General features: G+C 42.7%; 16 protein-coding genes. 15 read left to right on the top strand and 1 reads right to left on the bottom strand.

Translation table 11 applies throughout. The annotated features are described in order from the left end of the window. Positions 1–512: 512 nt before the first annotated feature. The 9 genes from ABE954_RS21835 to ABE954_RS21795 all read left to right on the top strand — a co-directional run bounded on the left by ABE954_RS21835 (position 513) and on the right by ABE954_RS21795 (position 6,726). Complete coding sequence (locus ABE954_RS21835) at positions 513–590, top strand: hypothetical protein (RefSeq protein WP_367575689.1); 78 nt, start codon at positions 513–515, stop codon at positions 588–590. Positions 591–760: 170 nt separating this feature from the next. Then, positions 761–904, top strand: coding sequence for a 50S ribosomal protein L34 (gene rpmH, locus ABE954_RS21830; protein WP_042846776.1), 144 nt, complete (start codon positions 761–763; stop codon positions 902–904). A 21-nt stretch (positions 905–925) separates the two neighbouring features. Beyond that, entirely contained in the window at positions 926–1,285 is a 360-nt protein-coding gene (gene rnpA / locus ABE954_RS21825; protein WP_072035181.1) for a ribonuclease P protein component, read from the top strand. Beyond that, positions 1,249–1,509 carry a membrane protein insertion efficiency factor YidD gene (gene yidD, locus ABE954_RS21820; protein ID WP_042846775.1) on the top strand — a complete coding sequence of 87 codons (261 nt, stop codon included), beginning with the start codon at positions 1,249–1,251 and terminating at the stop codon, positions 1,507–1,509. Before rnpA ends, yidD begins: the two co-directional genes overlap by 37 nt. A 2-nt stretch (positions 1,510–1,511) precedes the next feature. Further along, positions 1,512–3,161, top strand: coding sequence for a membrane protein insertase YidC (gene yidC / locus ABE954_RS21815; RefSeq protein ID WP_042846774.1), 1,650 nt, complete (start codon positions 1,512–1,514; stop codon positions 3,159–3,161). A 127-nt stretch (positions 3,162–3,288) separates the two neighbouring features. After that, positions 3,289–4,653, top strand: coding sequence for a tRNA uridine-5-carboxymethylaminomethyl(34) synthesis GTPase MnmE (gene mnmE, locus ABE954_RS21810; RefSeq protein WP_042846829.1), 1,365 nt, complete (start codon positions 3,289–3,291; stop codon positions 4,651–4,653). 130 nt (positions 4,654–4,783) lie between these two features. After that, a complete protein-coding gene (locus ABE954_RS21805; RefSeq protein ID WP_042846773.1) occupies positions 4,784–5,548 on the top strand; it encodes a hypothetical protein in 765 nt (254 codons plus the stop codon). A 155-nt stretch (positions 5,549–5,703) separates the two neighbouring features. Beyond that, positions 5,704–5,973, top strand: coding sequence for a helix-turn-helix domain-containing protein (locus ABE954_RS21800; RefSeq protein ID WP_131680787.1), 270 nt, complete (start codon positions 5,704–5,706; stop codon positions 5,971–5,973). Positions 5,974–6,012: 39 nt separating this feature from the next. Beyond that, positions 6,013–6,726, top strand: a complete 714-nt coding sequence (locus ABE954_RS21795) for a HipA domain-containing protein (protein ID WP_225833099.1) — start codon at positions 6,013–6,015, stop codon at positions 6,724–6,726. Here the strand turns inward: ABE954_RS21795 and fdhD are convergent. Then, a complete protein-coding gene (gene fdhD / locus ABE954_RS21790) occupies positions 6,723–7,553 on the bottom strand; it encodes a formate dehydrogenase accessory sulfurtransferase FdhD (protein WP_042846771.1) in 831 nt (276 codons plus the stop codon). The two genes, ABE954_RS21795 and fdhD, sit on opposite strands and share 4 nt — an antisense overlap. A 176-nt stretch (positions 7,554–7,729) precedes the next feature. On the opposite strand from fdhD, the gene fdnG reads away from it, so the two are divergent. The 6 genes from fdnG (at position 7,730) to yfdV (ending at position 16,924) form a co-directional block, all read left to right on the top strand. Beyond that, positions 7,730–10,777 (top strand): formate dehydrogenase-N subunit alpha, encoded by a 3,048-nt coding sequence (gene fdnG, locus ABE954_RS21785; RefSeq protein WP_080750904.1) that lies wholly within the window; start codon positions 7,730–7,732, stop codon positions 10,775–10,777. A gap of 11 nt (positions 10,778–10,788) precedes the next feature. After that, positions 10,789–11,733, top strand: a complete 945-nt coding sequence (gene fdxH, locus ABE954_RS21780; RefSeq protein WP_004906826.1) for a formate dehydrogenase subunit beta — start codon at positions 10,789–10,791, stop codon at positions 11,731–11,733. After that, positions 11,730–12,377, top strand: coding sequence for a formate dehydrogenase cytochrome b556 subunit (gene fdoI, locus ABE954_RS21775; RefSeq protein WP_042846768.1), 648 nt, complete (start codon positions 11,730–11,732; stop codon positions 12,375–12,377). Before fdxH ends, fdoI begins: the two co-directional genes overlap by 4 nt. Before the next feature lie 487 nt (positions 12,378–12,864). Further along, positions 12,865–14,115 carry a formyl-CoA transferase gene (frc, locus tag ABE954_RS21770; protein WP_371025684.1) on the top strand — a complete coding sequence of 417 codons (1,251 nt, stop codon included), beginning with the start codon at positions 12,865–12,867 and terminating at the stop codon, positions 14,113–14,115. Between the two features lie 54 nt (positions 14,116–14,169). Next, complete coding sequence (gene oxc, locus ABE954_RS21765; protein ID WP_042846766.1) at positions 14,170–15,873, top strand: oxalyl-CoA decarboxylase; 1,704 nt, start codon at positions 14,170–14,172, stop codon at positions 15,871–15,873. Between the two features lie 106 nt (positions 15,874–15,979). Further along, positions 15,980–16,924 carry a transporter YfdV gene (yfdV, locus tag ABE954_RS21760; protein ID WP_210814372.1) on the top strand — a complete coding sequence of 315 codons (945 nt, stop codon included), beginning with the start codon at positions 15,980–15,982 and terminating at the stop codon, positions 16,922–16,924. Positions 16,925–16,956: the final 32 nt, after the last annotated feature.

Below are 16,956 nucleotides of genomic sequence, written 5' to 3'. Positions count from 1 at the left end.
GTTGGACTCCCCTAAACAAGGTCAATGGAACAAGAATTACGGATTCAAACAAAGAATTTTCTCAGGATCACTTTTTATTAATGGCCCAAAGAGGTTTTAGATTAATTTTTACTTACCGCATATTGCTGATCAGTGGATCAGAAATAGACCCGAGATCATACCGCAAAATTAGCCAGAGATCTTCATTCTTTTACACAGTTTTTATGCTTTTTATCCACAGGTAAATGTGATAAGGCATCTCTTATGATAAAGAAACAGACAGGATGATCGTCATTACCCGCTATTTTTCCACATGGCTGGGGATAACTTTAGACGATTTCTCGAAAATATTCTGCTTGATCAAAAAATATTTTCAGATCACTTCAAGATCCTTGCGCTTTGGGGCGGAGTCCGTATAATCTTCCTCCCTGTGTACAGTACTGATGTGATTTTTACACAAAACTGAGGTAAACTTGCTGGGTACCGCTACTCTATTTTAACGCTGACGTTAAAGAGAGAGGGGTTAAAAGCAGGTGGTCAGCCAGTATGAAAGTAAAATAATCAGTTGGCTGTCACAACATATGTCGGCAAACCTGTCAGCCAGGCTATAAATAAAAGTGGTTTGATTGCGTCATTTCATTGACGTGACCCCCTATGTTTTATTACAATCCTGCCTCTTTCTATATTGTTGCGATAGAGGCACAGGTGTAAATCAGTTTTCACTGGTTGCCAACGCGTTTACTGAATCAGTAATAAATTTTAAAGTTAGGTAGAAATCGTTATGAAACGCACTTTTCAACCGTCCGTACTGAAGCGCAACCGTTCACACGGTTTCCGTGCTCGTATGGCTACAAAAAATGGTCGTCAAGTTCTGGCTCGCCGTCGTGCGAAAGGCCGCTCTAGTCTGACCGTTTCATCTAAGTAATAAAGCTAGCCCTCTATTCCAGTGGTTACGCTCGCTTTTACCCGGGAGTTACGTTTGTTAACTCCCAGGCATTTCGATAATGTCTTTAAGCAGCCGCAGAGGGCGAGTTCCCCAGAGATAACTATCCTTGGTCGCCTAAACGAGCTGGGGCATCCCCGCATCGGTCTTACCATCGCCAAAAAAAATGTTAAACGAGCTCATGAGCGAAATCGTATCAAACGGTTAGCCCGTGAATACTTTCGTTTGCATCAACATGAGTTGCCTTCAATGGATTTTGTGGTATTGGTAAGGAAAGGGGTCGCTAATCTCGACAATCAACAGATTACGGAATCGTTGGATAAGTTATGGCGTCGTCACCGTCGCTTGGCTCAAAATTCCTGATCATGCTGATCAGAGGCTACCAACTGGTGATTAGCCCGTTGTTAGGGCCTCGTTGTCGCTTCAATCCCACATGTTCAAATTACGGAATTGAGGCATTGCGCAGGTTTGGTATGCTAAAAGGGAGTTGGTTAACGGCGAAACGCATATTAAAATGCCACCCTTTACACGCTGGTGGAGATGATCCTGTCCCACCTAGAAAAACTGATGATAATAGAGAATTATAACGATGGATTCGCAACGCAATCTTCTACTCATCGCTTTGTTGTTCGTGTCGTTCTTAGTTTGGCAGGCCTGGGAGAGCGATAAAGTTGCTCAGGAAGTTAAAACTGTTCAAACTACGCAACAAGCGGATATGCCAAGCAGTGATGCTCAAGCCGTAACTGGCAGCGGGCAAGGTAAGCTCATCACAGTCAAAACAGATGTATTGGATATTCGTATCAATACTCGTGGTGGTGATATCGATGAGGCTGACCTGTTAGCCTATCCTGCGACCCTTCATTCGGAAGACCCTTTCCGTTTACTGGAAACTAACCCAGGCTTTGTCTACCAGGCACAAAGTGGTTTGATTGGCCTTCATGGCCCAGACAACCCCGCAAATAATAATGGCGAACGTCCACTGTACTCTACAGACTCTGCAACTTTCGTTTTAGAGAACGGTCAGGATGTGTTACGTGTTCCAATGACATTTACAGATAGCAACGGTGTTGTTTATCAGAAAACGTATATTGTGAAACGTGGCCAATACACTGTTGAAGTTGAATACAGTATTCAAAACCCGACAGCTCAACCTTTAAGTCTCGCTTTCTTCGGTCAGTTGAAACAAACTATCGAGTTACCAAAAGAGCGTGATACAGGTAGTAGTAATTTTGCTTTGCATACTTACCGTGGTGCAGCTTACTCTTCAGATGAAAACAACTATAAAAAATATAGCTTTGGTGACATCGAAGATAAAAGCCTTGATTTGACCACTAAAGGTGGCTGGGTCGCGATGTTGCAACAATATTTTGCAACCGCATGGATCCCTGCAAGTTCTGAAAAGAGCACCTTCTATACCATCGACCTTGATAAAAAATCTGCCATTATTGGTTATAAGAGTGAACCAATGACCATTGCTGCAAATGGTGCAGGTACTTATTCATCAACGTTATGGGTTGGTCCAGAAATTCAATCTGAAATGGCGGCAGTTGCTCCTCATTTAGATTTGACCGTAGATTACGGTTGGTTATGGTTTATCTCTCAGCCTCTGTTCAAACTGTTGAAATTTATTCACGGTTTCGTGGGTAACTGGGGTATTGCCATCATTGTTATTACCTTTATCGTCCGTGGTATTATGTACCCACTGACTAAAGCGCAATATACCTCAATGGCGAAAATGCGTTTACTGCAACCAAAATTGGCTGCGATGCGTGAGCGTATTGGTGATGACAAACAGCGTATGAGCCAAGAAATGATGGCGATGTATAAAGCAGAAAAAGTAAACCCACTGGGTGGATGTTTACCTCTGCTGATCCAAATGCCAATATTCCTTGCACTTTATTATATGTTGATGGGTTCTGTTGAACTGCGTCACGCCCCATTCTTTGGTTGGATCCAAGACTTGTCTGCGCAAGACCCGTATTACATCCTGCCAGTATTGATGGGTGTGACGATGTTTGTTATCCAGAAAATGTCACCGACCGCTGTGACTGACCCAATGCAGCAGAAGATCATGACGTACATGCCTGTCGTGTTTACTATTTTCTTCCTGTGGTTCCCATCAGGTCTGGTTCTGTATTATATCGTGAGTAACTTAGTCACCATTATCCAGCAACAAGTGATTTACCGTGGTCTGGAAAAACGTGGTCTACACAGTCGCGATAAAAAAGAGAAAAAATAATTTCGCTTCTCAGTAAATTGAGAATGGCTTCACAAAGCGAGATTCTATAGTAGTATTAAGGCGACCAATTATGGTCGCCTTAATTATTTTCAAAAAACAGTTTTCAAGTCAAAGACAGAGAAACCTCATGCAAATCAACGATACTATCGTCGCACAGGCAACACCTCCCGGTCGTGGTGGTGTCGGTATTTTACGTATATCTGGCCCAAAAGCTGCATTAGTGGCTGAAACCGTGTTGGGTAAACTCCCTAAGCCACGTTATGCGGATTATCTCCCTTTTCGTGATGTAGAAGGTTCTGTCCTTGACCAAGGTATTGCGCTTTACTTCCCTGGGCCAAATTCCTTTACAGGGGAAGATGTCCTTGAACTACAAGGACACGGTGGTCCGGTCATTCTTGATTTATTGCTAAGAAGAATACTCACTATTGATGGTATTCGTATAGCAAATCCGGGTGAGTTTTCTGAGCGTGCATTTTTGAATGATAAGCTTGATTTAGCCCAAGCTGAGGCGATTGCCGATTTAATCGATGCGAGTTCAGAGCAAGCGGCGCGCTCTGCAATGAACTCCTTACAGGGGGCTTTTTCTTCCCATATTCACCAATTAGTGGAAGCACTCACTCACTTGCGCATCTATGTGGAAGCAGCGATTGATTTTCCCGATGAAGAAATTGATTTTCTATCTGATGGTAAAATTGAAGCCAAGCTTAATGAAGTGGTTGCCGATTTAGAACAGGTTCGCTCCCAAGCTCGCCAAGGTAGTTTGTTGCGAGAAGGGATGAAAGTGGTGATTGCTGGGCGTCCAAACGCCGGTAAATCTAGCTTACTGAATGCGTTAGCAGGGCGAGAGGCAGCGATTGTCACGGATATAGCGGGTACAACCCGTGATGTGTTGCGTGAACATATACATATTGATGGAATGCCATTACATATCATTGATACAGCAGGCCTACGGGAAGCCAGTGATGAAGTTGAGCGTATAGGTATCGAGCGTGCATGGAAGGAGATTGAACAGGCTGACCATGTGCTGTTTATGGTGGATAGCACCACGACTGATGCCACTGAGCCACAAGAGATTTGGCCCGAATTTATGGCACGCCTACCCGATGAGCTACCCGTAACTGTGATCCGTAATAAAGCAGACATGACCGGGGAGCCGGTTGAGTTTATTGATAACACTCGTTACCCATTAATCCGTTTATCTGCTCGTGAAGAAAATGGTATTGATTTATTGCGGGATCATCTAAAAGAAGCGGTTGGCTTTAATAGTAATACAGAGGGTGGTTTCTTGGCACGTAGCCGCCATTTACAAGCATTGAATGCGGCCGCAGTTCACCTAGAACAGGGCTATGACCAGTTAGTGAATGCCCGCTCCGGTGAGCTTTTGGCTGAAGAGTTGCGTCTAGCCCAATTAGAACTCAGCGAAATCACGGGGGAGTTTACTTCTGATGATTTATTAGGCCGTATTTTCTCAAGTTTTTGTATTGGGAAGTAATACGGTATCGTATTAACCTACACGGCGTTGTGTAGGTTTCCTTTCTTTTTTGTCGTCTTAATCCAATATTAAGCATTTAGTGTTTTTATTTTTCTAAAATGGTCGATTAAACCAACTAACAGATAAAAGCATGGATAAGTTATTGCAAGTTAACACTCAAAGTTACGCTCAACGCCCTGACTTAATAGAAGAGTGCGAGTTATTTCTTGATAAGTTATGGCCTCAGTTTATGAGCCAATCATCGGTATGTGATGAATATTGGAACAGGCTTGATGAAGAGCCCAATTCTTATTTTCAATTTATTGCCACTGTAAATGAGAACGAAGAGGAGCGGGTCATTGGTATTATTCGCTCTGTGCCTTTTTTATGGCCTTATGGTGATTTTAGCAAATTAGCGGAAATGGGCTGGGATGCGATTTTTAACTTCGCGATGGAAAATCAACAAGGCGGAGAGCCTTATATTTCGGCACTTTCTGTGACGGTTGACCCGCAATATCGTGGGTGTCAAATCCCTGCTTTATTGATTAATGCATTAAAACACGCAGCAAAAGAATATGCGGCAAAAGCGGTGATTGTGCCTGTTCGCCCAACATTAAAACATTGTTATCCATTACAGGATTTTGAGGCGTATTGCGGCTGGCAAAATGAGCGAGGGGAGCCTTTTGACCCGTGGATCAGAACGCATTGGCGGTTGGGTGCCACGGTACTACAGCCCGTTCATCGTTCAATGGTCATTATAGGCTCAATTGCTGATTGGCAATCATGGACAGGTATGTATTTCCCGCAATCAGGGCAATATATTGTACCCAACGCTTTGGTGCCAGTTACTGTTGATATTCAGCGCCAACAAGTTGAATATATTGAGCCTAATTTGTGGATGCTGCACTCGCTTTAAGGCTCAGTATTGTGTCTATCTTTGAATGATACTTATCGATATATTTCTACACTCTATAGCGTGTTATTTATATTTTACCTGTTATAGCGTGTAAAATGATGTTTACCGGTTGTAGTAGGTAAATATCATTAGTGCCAAACAAGGTAGGTGTTAAAATGAAAGTGACCAATACCCGACAACTTAGTGCTTACATGAAAGATGTCAGAGAGACGAAAAAATTATCTCAAAGTAAAGTCGCAAGTAAAGTGGGTATTCGGCAAGATACCGTCTCCAGTTTTGAACTCTCTCCTGACTCTACCAAATTAGAAACCTTCTTTAAGATTTTATCTGCCCTAAATTTAGAACTCGATATTAAACCGCGAAATGAAAGTGGCTCATCAAACTCAAACTCAAATTCAAACTCTGGATGGAAGGAGGAGTGGTGATGGCGATTTTGCATGTATATATGAATGGTTATTGGGTAGGTGACTTTATTCGCTCAAGTACTGGGGCTCATCAGTTTAAATGATGTGCCCCATAGTTTTATTTTAAATGTAGGTGAAATAAAGGCGTTAGCGGTTGAACGTTTTGAGCGTAAATATTCTTCTGATTCCTCGTGGATTATGCGTTTACCACAAGAAGATTTTTGTCAAACATTGAATATTTCACCGGCAAGAAAATATCAAAATCATGGTGGACCGGGTATTTCTGAAATTATGAATTACTTATTAGGTTCAATAAATGCAGAGAAAGATAGATATCAGTTTATGAAGAGCCAGGTTTTGTTTTGGTTACTTGCAGCGACGGATGGCCATGCTAAAAATTTTTCATTATTTATTGAACCTGAAGGCCGTTATCAGTTAACACCTTTTTACGATATTTTGTCCATGTATCCTAGTTATGGGGGGAGGGGAATTAACCCTAGAGATGCCAAATTGGCTATGGGGCTGAAGGGAACAAGGGAGATGAAATACAATATAGAGCAAATTTTTCCAAGGCATTTTTTTGCAACGGCCAAGGAGGTTGGTTTTGACCGCACTGAAATGGAAAAAATCTTAATTGAGTTTGATGAGCAAATGGAAAGTGTTATTACAAAGGTTAGGGAACAGCTTCCAACCAATTTCCCTAAGCACATTGCAGACTCAATTTTATCAGGGTTACATCATAAAGCCGCACGATTAAAAAAAGGTTGGGATTAATCCTTTACCCGACTCGGATGGGTAAACACGGTGGCTTTCCCCTGACGGCAAAAACCGACTAAGGTTAAATTGGCTTTTTCCGCCACTTCGATAGCGAGTGCCGTGGCAGCAGAAACGGCAAATAAAATTTCTGCACCGCAACTGGCGGCTTTTTGTACCATTTCATAACTTGCGCGGCTAGAAACCAATACAGCACCTTGTTGCCATTGGTTACGATGCTTCATTCCGAGTAGTTTATCAAGTGCGACATGGCGACCGACATCTTCGCATCCCCCCACTAATAAACCTTCTGGTGATATCCATGCGGCGGCGTGGGTACAGCCCGTTAGGGCACCTATTTCTTGTACCTTTTTCAATTCATGTAGCGCGTTATCTAAGTAAGACAAGGAAAATGTTTGTGTAAAAGGTAGGGGAGCGATGGGTTTAAAAATTTCATCGAGTTGTTCGGTACCACAAATACCACAGCCTGTACGCCCTGCTAAATTACGGCGGCGTTCTTTTAGCTCCATAAATCGGCGGCTAGATAATTCAACCTGTACTTCAATTCCTCGGTTACAGCCTTCAACGATATCAATTCCACGTATTTCATCACCTGACTGTATTATCCCTTCTGAAAGTGCAAACCCGACGGCAAAATCCGCTAAATCTTTTGGCGTTGCCATCATAACAACATGTGATATGCCATTGAACACTAGAGCGACAGGATATTCTTCTGCAACATAATCATTAACGGGGGAGTTAAGGTTGCCTTTTTGTTGCACGCTTGTGTGATTTAAGCCAATCATTTTAGTTAATTTGGAGTCATTTGTAGTATTTGTTTCATACATTAGATGAATTCCTAGCATTAATGATACATAATATTAATTATGGGTAAAAAGAATTTACACCATTTGCCAGGCAATGTACCTGGATACGATAGGGAAGACGTTGAATAAGAACAGTTTACCTGATTATCGCGATTGGCGTTAGGTAAACATGAGCAATGTATAATGAGGAGATCCCCATGCAAGTCAGCAGAAGGCAGTTCTTTAAGATCTGCGCTGGCGGTATGGCAGGTACGACGGCAGCAGCATTAGGGTTTGCACCCGCCACTGCGTTAGCGTCAACGCGCCAGTATAAATTACTGCGTGCGAAGGAAACCAGAAATACCTGTACCTACTGTTCTGTCGGCTGTGGGCTGTTAATGTACAGCCTTGGTGATGGCGCGAAAAATGCGAAAGAAAGCATTTTCCATATTGAAGGGGACCCGGATCATCCGGTAAACCGTGGTGCACTTTGTCCTAAAGGTGCTGGACTTATCGATTTTATCCACAGTGAAAGCCGCCTTAAGTACCCTGAAGTGCGTGAGCCAGGGACAAATGAGTGGAAACGTATCACTTGGAATGAAGCCTTTGATCGTATCGCTAAGTTAATGAAAGAAGACCGCGATGCGAACTTTATTGAAAAAAATAAAGAGGGTGTCACTGTTAACCGTTGGCTAACCACCGGTATGCTATGTGCATCCGCAGGAAGCAATGAAAGCGGCTTTGTAACCCAAAAATTTACCCGCGCTCTCGGCATGCTTGCCGTAGATAACCAAGCGCGTGTCTGACACGGACCAACGGTAGCAAGTCTTGCTCCAACATTTGGTCGCGGTGCGATGACCAACCACTGGGTTGACATTAAAAATGCAAACCTAGTTGTCGTTATGGGTGGTAATGCGGCAGAAGCGCATCCAGTCGGTTTCCGCTGGGCGATGGAAGCTAAAATCCATAATAAAGCCAAACTAATCGTTATTGACCCTCGCTTTACCCGTACTGCGGCAGTGGCGGATTTTTACACGCCTATTCGCTCAGGTACTGATATTGCGTTCTTGTCTGGTGTTATCAAATACTTATTGGATAATGAAAAAATTCAGCGTGAATACGTGGAAGCGTATACCAACGCCAGTTTAGTTATTCGTGAAGATTATGGTTTTGATGACGGCCTGTTTACAGGTTATGACGAAGAAAAACGTCAATACGACAAAACCACGTGGAACTATGAGATGGATGAAAACGGCCTTGCGCTGCGCGATCCGACTCTGAAACACCCACGTTGTGTGCTAAATCTATTAAAAGAGCACGTCAGCCGTTATACACCTGAAGTGGTGAATAACATCTGTGGTACGCCAATTAAAGACTTCTTGCAAGTCTGTGAATACCTTGCAGAAACGAGTGCTAAAGATAAAACCGCTTCGTTCTTGTACGCATTAGGTTGGACACAACATACTGTTGGTGCCCAAAACATTCGTACTATGGCGATGATCCAGTTACTTCTGGGTAATATGGGGATGCTAGGCGGTGGTGTAAACGCACTGCGCGGGCACTCCAATATCCAAGGGTTAACTGACTTAGGCTTGCTATCTCAAAGCTTGCCGGGTTATTTGACCTTACCATCCGAAAAACAAACGACATTAGACAGTTATTTAACTGCCAATACACCGAAAGCGACGGTTGCAGGCCAAGTTAACTATTGGAGCAACTATCCGAAATTTTTCGTCAGTATGATGAAAACTTTTTATGGTGATAAAGCGCAGAAAGAAAATGACTGGGGCTTTGATTTATTACCGAAATGGGATCAAGGCTACGATGTGTTGCGTTATTTCGAAATGATGGATAAGGGGGAAGTTAACGGTTATATCTGCCAAGGCTTTAACCCGGTTGCTTCATTCCCGAATAAAAACAAAGTCATTAAATCACTTTCTAAGTTGAAGTATTTAATTACCGTTGACCCGCTGAATACGGAAACATCCAATTTCTGGCAAAACCACGGCGAAATGAACGATGTGAAACCGGAAGAAATCCAAACTACGGTATTCCGTCTACCTTCTTGTTGTTTTGCTGAAGAAAATGGCTCGATTGTTAACTCAGCTCGTTGGTTACAATGGCACTGGAAAGGTGCGGATGCTCCGGGCGAAGCCATTAGTGATGGTGAAATTCTTTCGGGGATTTTCCATCGCATGCGTCAGTTATATGCTGCCGAAGGTGGTGCTGTGCCAGAGCAGGTTCTGAGTATGACTTGGAACTACTTTGACCGTGATAATCCAACTCCGGAAGAAGTCGCTCAAGAAAACAATGGCTATGCTTTAGTTGACTTGAAAGATGCAGATGGCAACGTGATTGTTAAAAAAGGCGAATTACTTAGCTCCTTTGCTCAATTACGTGATGACGGTACGACATCAAGTGGTTGCTGGATCTTTACGGGTAGCTGGACACCAAAAGGCAACCAGATGGCTAACCGTGATAACTCTGACCCAACAGGTCTGGGTAACACATTAGGTTGGGCATGGGCATGGCCCTTGAACCGTCGCGTGATTTATAACCGCGCATCAGCTGACCCAATGGGTAAACCGTGGGACCCAAAACGTCAGATTCTCGAGTGGGATGGCAGCAAATGGACAGGAATGGATATTCCTGACTATAGCAATGCTGCTCCGGGTAGTGGTGTTGGTCCGTTTATCATGCAACCGGAAGGTATGGGGCGTTTATTCGCACTGGATAAAATGGCGGAAGGCCCATTCCCAGAGCATTACGAGCCTATCGAGACCCCGCTTGATACTAACCCATTGCATCCAAATGTGGTGTCTAACCCTGCGGCTCGTGTCTTTAAAGATGACTGGGCTCAAATGGGTAAAGCGACTGAATTCCCTTATGTGGGAACCACTTATCGCTTAACGGAACACTTCCACTATTGGACAAAACATGCTCTGTTAAATGCCATTATTCAGCCGCAACAATTCATCGAGATTGGTGAACGTTTAGCGAATGAAAAAGGTATCAAGCAAGGCGATACGGTGAAAGTTAGCTCTAAACGTGGTTACATCAAAGCGAAAGCAGTCGTTACCAAACGTATTCATACCCTGAAAGTGGCTGGAAAAGATATCGATACTATCGGTATTCCAATTCACTGGGGATTTGAAGGTTTGGCAGTGAAAGGCTTTATCGCTAATACGTTAACGCCGTTTGTGGGTGATGCGAATACTCAGACACCGGAATTTAAATCATTCCTTGTCAATGTGGAAAAGGTGTAAGGAGATAAATTATGTCAATGCAATCTCAGGACATTATTCGTCGTTCTGCCACCAATTCCCTGACTCCCGCACCTCAGGTGCGGGACTATAAGGAAGAGGTTGCAAAGCTTATCGACGTTACGACCTGTATCGGCTGCAAAGCTTGTCAGGTCGCATGTTCCGAATGGAATGATATCCGTGACAAAATAGGGACTAACGTTGGGGTATATGATAACCCAACAGATTTAACAGCTAAGTCATGGACAGTAATGCGTTTTTCTGAAGTCGAAGAAAACGATAAGTTTGAATGGCTGATCCGTAAAGATGGCTGTATGCACTGTGCTGACCCAGGGTGCTTAAAGGCATGTCCTTCAGAAGGTGCTATTGTTCAGTACAAAAACGGTATCGTTGATTTCCAATCAGAACATTGTATTGGTTGCGGTTACTGTATTGCGGGTTGCCCGTTTGATGTGCCACGTATCAACCCAGAAGATAACCGTGCATACAAATGTACGTTATGTGTTGACCGTGTTGAAGTCGGTCAAGAGCCTGCGTGTGTGAAAACTTGTCCGACAGGGGCTATTCATTTCGGTAGCAAAGAAGACATGATTAACATGGCAGGTGAGCGTGTTGAAGAGCTGAAAACTCGTGGTTATGCAAATGCAGGTTTATATGACCCTGAAGGTGTTGGCGGTACGCATGTTATGTACGTCTTACACCACGCAGATAAACCTCAGTTGTACCACGGGCTGCCGGAAAACCCGACAATCAGCCCAACCGTCACTTTCTGGAAAGGTATCTGGAAGCCGTTGGCAGCGGTTGGTTTTGCTGCAACATTTGCGGCGGCCATCTTCCACTATGTGGGTATTGGTCCGAACCGCGTCTCCAAAAAAGATGAAGAAGAGGCTTTAGAAGATTTGCATAATGCAATGTCATCTGACACTTCGAAATCAAAAGAAGGGGAGGATCAGAAATGATGCCAGATGATAACGATAAAATTATCCGCCATAAGCCGATTGAAAGGATCAATCACTGGGCGGTTGTGATTTGCTTTTTGTTCACCGCGATCAGTGGTCTAGGGTTCTTTTTCCCATCATTAAACTGGTTTATGAACATTTTAGGTACGCCACAACTGTCTCGAATTTTACATCCATTCGTGGGCACAGCGATGTTCTTGCTGTTCGTGTTTATGTTCTTCCGTTATTTCCACCATAACTTCATTAATAAAGAAGATATTAAGTGGGCTAAGAATATTGGTAAGGTACTAAAAAACGAAGAGGCAGGCGATGTAGGGCAATATAACCTCGGTCAAAAAGGGGTATATTGGGTAGTCACCATTTGCTTACTAGCATTGGTTATCACAGGTGTGATTATGTGGCGCCCTTATTTTGCGGATTATTTCCCTATTCCTGTTTATCGTGCGGCTATCTTAGTGCACTCACTTTCAGCTATCGCATTGATCATCATGATAGTGGTGCATGCATACGCTGCAATTTGGGTGAAAGGCTCTGTACGTGCGATGGTTGAAGGTTGGGTAACTCGTGGTTGGGCAAGAAAGCATCACCCACGCTGGTACCGTGAAATCATCGAAAAAGAAAAGCAGCAGCAAGAGAAAAACTAAGTATCTTGATAGTATTTTTAAAACCCACAAATTATATTTGTGGGTTTTTTTATATTATTTAATTATCATATTCAGATGGGTTTTATTTTAACTGTGTTTAATTATTTATTAAAAATATATTTTAATTTATCGATATTAGAATGTCGATATTAGATTTATTATCTTAATTTTATGCTTTATTTAATAAAGATGGTCATATTTAGAGTAACTAAATAATACATTTAGATGATGTTGATTTATTATTCAATAATAGAGCAATAGTGAAATTAATTACTATATTTAATATTATTTTAGCCTATTGATATTAAAAAATAATTAAAGCGGCGAATCACTGGACTTATACCATAATATTTAATACAAATAGTTAACGGTTGCGGAATATATTACCTCAACAAAATAAAAACCCTCATATTTAAATATATTATTTTAATACAGTGAAATAAATATCATTCATTCCATTTACGATAGCTAAATAAAGAGGTAATGCATGGATCTTCCTTTACAAGGTATCAAAGTACTCGACTTCACCGGTGTACAGTCAGGGCCATCTTGTACCCAAATGTTAGCGTGGTTTGGGGCTGATGTGATAAAAATTGAACGCCCCGGCGTTGGTGATGTAACTCGTAATCAACTTAGAGATATTCCCGATGTTGATGCGCTTTATTTTACCATGCTCAATAGTAATAAACGTTCCGTTGAATTAAATACTAAAACGCCAGAAGGGAAAGAAGTTATGGAGCGGCTGATCAAACAAGCCGATGTCCTTGTTGAAAACTTCCATCCAGGTGCCATCGACCATATGGGTTTTACTTGGGAACATATTCAAGAATTAAATCCTCGTCTGATTTTCGGCTCCATTAAAGGTTTCGATGAAAACTCACCTTATGCCAATGTTAAAGCTTATGAAAATGTGGCTCAAGCCGCTGGTGGAGCTGCATCAACTACCGGTTTTTGGGATGGTCCTCCACTTGTCAGCGCCGCTGCATTAGGTGACAGTAATACAGGGATGCATTTATTAATCGGCTTATTGGCAGCACTGTTACATCGAGAGAAAACGGGTAAAGGGCAACGCGTGACGATGTCGATGCAAGATGCTGTACTCAACTTATGTCGTGTAAAACTACGCGATCAGCAGCGTTTAGAAAAAATCGGCTATTTAGAAGAATACCCTCAGTATCCAAATGGTAAATTTGGTGATGCCGTTCCCCGTGGCGGAAATGCAGGAGGCGGTGGGCAGCCCGGTTGGATCTTGAAATGTAAAGGCTGGGAAACAGACCCGAATGGTTATATCTATTTCACTATTCAGGAACAAGATTGGGAACAGACTTGCATTGCCATTGGTAAGCCGGAATGGGCGAGTGACCCAGCTTATAGTACCCCACAAGCTCGACAGCCACATATCTTTGATATCTTTGCTGAAATCGAAAAGTTCTTGGCAGATAAAGACAAACATGAAGCCGTTGAATACCTCAGTAAGTATGGGGTGCCATGTGCGCCAGTACTGAGCATGCGTGAAATTGCCAGAGACCAATCACTTCGTGATAGCGGAAGCGTTGTTGAAGTAGAACAACCTAAAAGAGGCACTTACTTAACTGTAGGCTGCCCAATGAAATTCTCTTCGTTCACACCAGATATAAAGAGTGCCCCATTGTTGGGTGAGCACACAGAAGAAGTACTGACTGAACTAGGTTACAGTGCAGATGAAATTGCATCTATGCGAACCAATAAAGCTATCTAAATTGTAATTGGGGGAGAATACCTTCCCCATCATTCTGCTATCGATGAGGTGGACATGTCTGCTGACCAAAATCAAAATTTAACGGATGGTATGCATATTATTGTTGATGCACTGAAAAAGAATGGCATTGACACAATCTATGGCGTTGTTGGTATCCCTGTTACGGATATGGCGAGACATGCTCAAGCCGAGGGAATACGTTATATTGGCTTTCGCCATGAACAGTCTGCGGGTAATGCGGCTGCCATTAGTGGTTTTATTACCCAAAAACCCGGTATTTGTTTGACGGTTTCTGCACCGGGCTTTTTAAATGGTATGGTGGCACTAGCCAATGCGACAACCAATGGCTTTCCGATGATCCAAATAAGTGGCTCAAGCGATAGGGCGATCATAGACCTGCAACAAGGGGACTATGAAGAGCTGGACCAGATGAATACTGCAAAGCCATTTGTCAAAGCTTCCTACCGAGTTAATAAACCAGAAGATTTAGGGATTGCTTTAGCAAGAGCCATACGAGCTTCGGTATCGGGTCGCCCTGGCGGTGTATATCTTGACCTTACCACTGAGGTGTTAGCGGCGGTGATGGATAAAGACGAAGCAGACAAAACGATTTTTAAGGTAGAAGACCCTGCACCAAGACAAATTCCATCACCTGATTCAGTGAATAAAGCGCTTAAGTTACTTGCATCAGCTAAGCGGCCATTAATTATTTTGGGTAAAGGCGCCGCATATGCACAAGCGGATGACAATATTCGTCAATTTATTGAAACGACGGGTATTCCTTATTTACCGATGTCAATGGCAAAAGGTTTGCTACCGGATACCCACCCCCTATCAGCGGCATCAGCTCGCTCATATGCCTTATCCAGTGCGGATGTTGTGGTGTTAATGGGCGCACGCCTTAATTGGTTGCTTGATCATGGAAAAGGTAAGCATTGGTCGCCAGACACTCAATTTATTCAATTGGATATTGAGCCATCTGAGATTGATAGTAACCGCCCAATAACCGCACCTGTTGTTGGTGATATTTACTCAAGTATTGAGTCTTTACTGGCTGGTCTTAAATCAATCCCTGTTAAATCCCCAACAGAATGGATTGCCAGTATTGATGAGCATAAGAAAATCAATGTCGAGAAAATGGCTGCTAAGTTAAATACTGACACTTCTCCGATGAACTATTTCAATGCATTACGTGCAATCCGTGATGTGCTGGTCGATCACCAAGATGTTTATGTCGTTAATGAAGGCGCTAACACGCTTGATAATGGACGAAATATTATTGATATGTACCAACCACGTAAGCGCTTAGATTGTGGAACATGGGGCGTTATGGGGGTGGGGATGGGTTACGCTGTTGGTGCGGCAGTAACCAGTGGTAAACCCGTGGTGGCTATTGAAGGTGACAGTGCATTCGGTTTTAGTGGTATGGAGATAGAAACTATTTGCCGTTATAAACTGCCAGTGACCATTCTAATTTTTAATAATGGCGGAATATACCGTGGCGATGGTGTGAATTTGCATGGTGATAGCGACCCTTCTCCAACGGTATTAATGGGAACTGCCCGTTACGACAAGATGATAGAGGCTTTTGGTGGTATCGGCTATAACGCAACGACACCAGCAGAAATACAACAGGCATTGAAAGCAGGGTTAACATCAGGTAACCCAACGTTAATTAATGTGGTGATAGACCCTGATGTGGGGACTGAAAGTGGCCATATAGGCAGCTTGAATCCTAAATCAGTAGTAAAAAATTAACCCAACATCAATTTAAAACGTTGAAATTTCATAGCGCCACTTACTTGATATAAGTGGCGTAAGGTACTTTATCGTCAAAAAATAGGTGGGTCTTATGGCTGACTTTATGTTGAAGATTTTTATGAGTGACCTATTGCCTATCATTATTATTATGGTCCTTGGTTATGCGAGTGGTAAGCGTAATGTATTTACGGAAGACCAAGCAAAGGCATTCAATAAATTAGTTTTAAATTATGCATTACCCGCGGCATTATTTGTTTCAATTGCACGCGCTAATCGTGAAATGATATTTGCTGACACTAAACTGACCATTATTTCGTTTGTAACTTTATTAATTTGTTTCTTTTTCTCTTTCTTTAGTTGTAAATATTTTTTTAAACATAGCCGTGGTGAAGCGGCGGTATGTGCATTGATTGCAGGTTCTCCGACCATCGGTTTTCTTGGGTTTGCAATACTCGACCCTATTTATGGCGCGACCGTTTCTACAGGTCTCGTTGTGGCAATTATCTCAATTATTGTTAATGCCATTACTATTCCTATTGGTCTATTTTTACTTAACCCATCTGATGCAGAAGGTAAGAAAGGGGGAGGAGGAATGGACGCTTTGGTCTCTGCTTTCAAAGAGCCAGTGGTATGGGCCCCAGTATTAGCAACGGTATTGGTTCTTATTGGTATTAAAATCCCCCCTATTTTAGACCCGACTTTTGAATTAATTGCTAAAGCGAATTCAGGTGTAGCGGTATTTGCCGCAGGCTTGACATTAGCAGCGAATAAATTCGAGTTTGATGGTGAAATTGTTTACAACACATTATTAAAACTCGTGTTAATGCCAGGCTTAATGTTACTTGCGGGAATGACGTTTAATATGGAATCTGAGCAATTGCAAATGATGGTATTAGCGGGGGCATTACCACCTGCGTTCTCAGGGATTATTATTGCAAGTCGCTTTAATATTTATACCCGTACTGGAACCGCATCACTGGCGGTAAGTGTACTTGGTTTTATTATTGCAGCACCCGTGTGGATCTATATCGCTCGAGTCGTCGCTTAGAAATGTCTGTTTGATAAAAGTCTCGACCATGG

This window comes from Providencia sp. TYF-12, assembly GCF_041344805.1.
In the GTDB taxonomy this organism is placed as follows: domain Bacteria; phylum Pseudomonadota; class Gammaproteobacteria; order Enterobacterales; family Enterobacteriaceae; genus Providencia; species Providencia huashanensis.
This window is presented reverse-complemented; position numbering and strand designations above follow the sequence as displayed.

Coding starts and splice junctions, on each gene's coding strand:
- fdhD (WP_042846771.1), bottom strand. CDS start 7,553: ATGTATGAAACAAATACTACAAATGACTCCAAATTAACTAAAATGATT.
- fdxH (WP_004906826.1), top strand. CDS start 10,789: ATGTCAATGCAATCTCAGGACATTATTCGTCGTTCTGCCACCAATTCC.
- rpmH (WP_042846776.1), top strand. CDS start 761: ATGAAACGCACTTTTCAACCGTCCGTACTGAAGCGCAACCGTTCACAC.
- ABE954_RS21800 (WP_131680787.1), top strand. CDS start 5,704: ATGAAAGTGACCAATACCCGACAACTTAGTGCTTACATGAAAGATGTC.
- frc (WP_371025684.1), top strand. CDS start 12,865: ATGGATCTTCCTTTACAAGGTATCAAAGTACTCGACTTCACCGGTGTA.
- fdoI (WP_042846768.1), top strand. CDS start 11,730: ATGATGCCAGATGATAACGATAAAATTATCCGCCATAAGCCGATTGAA.
- yidC (WP_042846774.1), top strand. CDS start 1,512: ATGGATTCGCAACGCAATCTTCTACTCATCGCTTTGTTGTTCGTGTCG.
- yfdV (WP_210814372.1), top strand. CDS start 15,980: ATGTTGAAGATTTTTATGAGTGACCTATTGCCTATCATTATTATTATG.
- mnmE (WP_042846829.1), top strand. CDS start 3,289: ATGCAAATCAACGATACTATCGTCGCACAGGCAACACCTCCCGGTCGT.
- yidD (WP_042846775.1), top strand. CDS start 1,249: ATGGCGTCGTCACCGTCGCTTGGCTCAAAATTCCTGATCATGCTGATC.
- ABE954_RS21805 (WP_042846773.1), top strand. CDS start 4,784: ATGGATAAGTTATTGCAAGTTAACACTCAAAGTTACGCTCAACGCCCT.
- oxc (WP_042846766.1), top strand. CDS start 14,170: ATGTCTGCTGACCAAAATCAAAATTTAACGGATGGTATGCATATTATT.